Source organism: Streptomyces sp. NPDC038213, from assembly GCF_055600495.1.
The window spans coordinates 1-2,083 of the sequence record NZ_JBVJYM010000075.1 but is presented as its reverse complement, the minus strand read 5'-3'; the positions used below and the strand labels follow the sequence as shown (position 1 = coordinate 2,083).

The window sequence follows — 2,083 nt, the reverse complement described above, 5'->3', positions numbered from 1 at the left end:
GGAACTCCTTGGGATAGGGCTTGGGCACGACAACATCCTTCCAGGCCGCTTCTCAGCAAGCCAGGTCAGGTGTCACTCAACCCTGCAGCAGTCCCACTTGATGCCGTGGGTGCGTCGCTCCACAAGAGTCAGCCGGATGATCCGGATACCGCGCTCCGTCGAGAGCTCAAGGAGGTCGCCGGGCTGGAGGTCTTCGGCGAGGACATCGATCGTCACGGTGGGGATGGTACGACTCGTGATCCGGATCGGTGAAAGATGGCTGGATGAGCCGCCTGAGAAGACCGGTCACAGGTGGAATGATCTTGGTGTGGCTGGTGTGATCACGGCGTCGGAGCCGTCCTAATCCGGTGATAGCGACAGCCGCGAGGGGGTACTCCCCAATCTGTTCGAGCATTGTCCGATGGTCGCGGTGGCGGTCACGTGGGCGCCGGACTGACGCCTTGAGCCGTCCGGGCACTCGATTCCTCTATCCAGAGCGGCGGTGTCCGGCTCCCTCGCGATCGCCATCATCGTCAACACCATCTGCTTGATCACTCGTTGGTGTTGGTGGTGCGAGCCCGCCGCACGGTGACCTCTCGATATGCCCGAGCCGCTTGAGCTCCAACGCAGACCGGGGTCCGTGGGGTGAGCTGGTGCCACGAACAGCTACTGAGGTGGCGGACCGGCCCTCGCGTCGAGTCCTGGGATTAGGTCGCTGCGTGGTTCCGCATGAGCTCGTGACCAGTACAAACGCACAGCAGTACCGGGAGGGGTCTTGATCTACTGCGGTATCGACTGGGCGGAGAAGACACACGACGTCGCCCTCATCGACGACACCGGCCAGCTCGTCGCCAAGCGCCACATCACCGACGACGCCACCGGCTACAAGATCCTGCTGGACCTGCTCGCCGAGTACGGCGACAGCGCCGAGAATCCGATCCCTGTCGCGATCGAGACCTCCCGCGGCCTGCTCGTCGCCGTGCTGCGGACCGGCAAGCGGCAGGTGTTCGCGATCAACCCGATGGCCGCCGCCCGCTACCGCGACCGGCACTCTGTCTCCCGGAAGAAGTCCGACCCTGGCGACGCCCTCGTCCTGGCGAACATCCTTCGCACCGACATGCACGCCCACCGGCCCCTGCCGCAGGACAGCGACTTGGCCCGGGCCGTCGCCGTCCTCGCCCGCGCACAACAAGATGCCACTTGGAACCGGCAGCAGACTGCCAACCAGCTTCGATCACTGCTGCGCGAGTACTACCCCTCCGCCATGGCGGCGGCCGATGGCTGGAAGAACGGTCTGTGTCGGCCCGAGGTCCGCGAACTCCTCCGGGCCGCCCCGACACCGACCCGCGCAGCCCAACTCACCCGCACTCAACTCCAGGCCGCACTCAAGCGGGCCGGCCGCCAGCGCGGAATCGAGGCAGAAGCAGAACGCCTTCGTGACGTCTTCCGGGCCGAATGGGCTCACCAGCCGCCCCTGGTCGAGGACGCGCTCGGCAAGCAGATGCTCGCCCTCCTCGTCCAGCTGGAGGCGGCCTTCTTTGCTGCCGACCAGCTCGCCGAGGCGGTGGAAGAAGCTTTCCCTCAGCACCCGGACGCTGAGATCATCCTCAGCTTCCCCGGCCTCGGCCTCCAGCTCGGCGCCCGGGTGCTCGCCGAGATCGGCGACGACCGCAACCGGTTCGCCGACGCCCGTGGCCTTAAGGCATACGCCGGCTCCTCGCCCGTCACGAGAGCCTCCGGCAAGAAGTCCAGCATCACCCGACGCTGGGTCAAGAACGACCGTCTCAACCACGCTGGCTACCTCTGGGCCTTCTCAGCAATCACAGCCTCACCCGGCGCCAAGACCCACTACCGACGCCGCCGGGACCAGGGCGACTGGCACGCAGCCGCCCAGCGGAACCTCTTCAACCGCATGATCGGACAGCTCTACCACTGCCTCCAGCACGGCCGCCGCTTCGATGAGGCCGTAGCCTTCCCACCTGTGTCTGACCTGGTGGTGGCCGCCTAGCCCCAATGCTGGTGACTTAGATGTTCTGTGCTCGTTGGTTGTGGTGTGGCGAGGGTGGGGCAGGTCAAGTCGCCTGCGGGTGAGCGGTTGTCGGAC

The 2,083-nt window shown here is 66.0% G+C and carries 2 protein-coding genes; one reads left to right on the top strand and one right to left on the bottom strand.

Annotated features, from left to right (window positions below; translation table 11 throughout):
• Positions 1-72: 72 nt before the first annotated feature.
• Positions 73-216 carry a hypothetical protein gene (locus tag ACZ7JZ_RS36005; protein ID WP_470947387.1) on the bottom strand — a complete coding sequence of 48 codons (144 nt, stop codon included), beginning with the start codon at positions 214-216 and terminating at the stop codon, positions 73-75.
• 538 nt (positions 217-754) lie between these two features.
• On the opposite strand from ACZ7JZ_RS36005, the gene ACZ7JZ_RS36000 reads away from it, so the two are divergent.
• A complete protein-coding gene (locus tag ACZ7JZ_RS36000; protein WP_470947384.1) occupies positions 755-1,987 on the top strand; it encodes an IS110 family RNA-guided transposase in 1,233 nt (410 codons plus the stop codon).
• Positions 1,988-2,083: the final 96 nt, after the last annotated feature.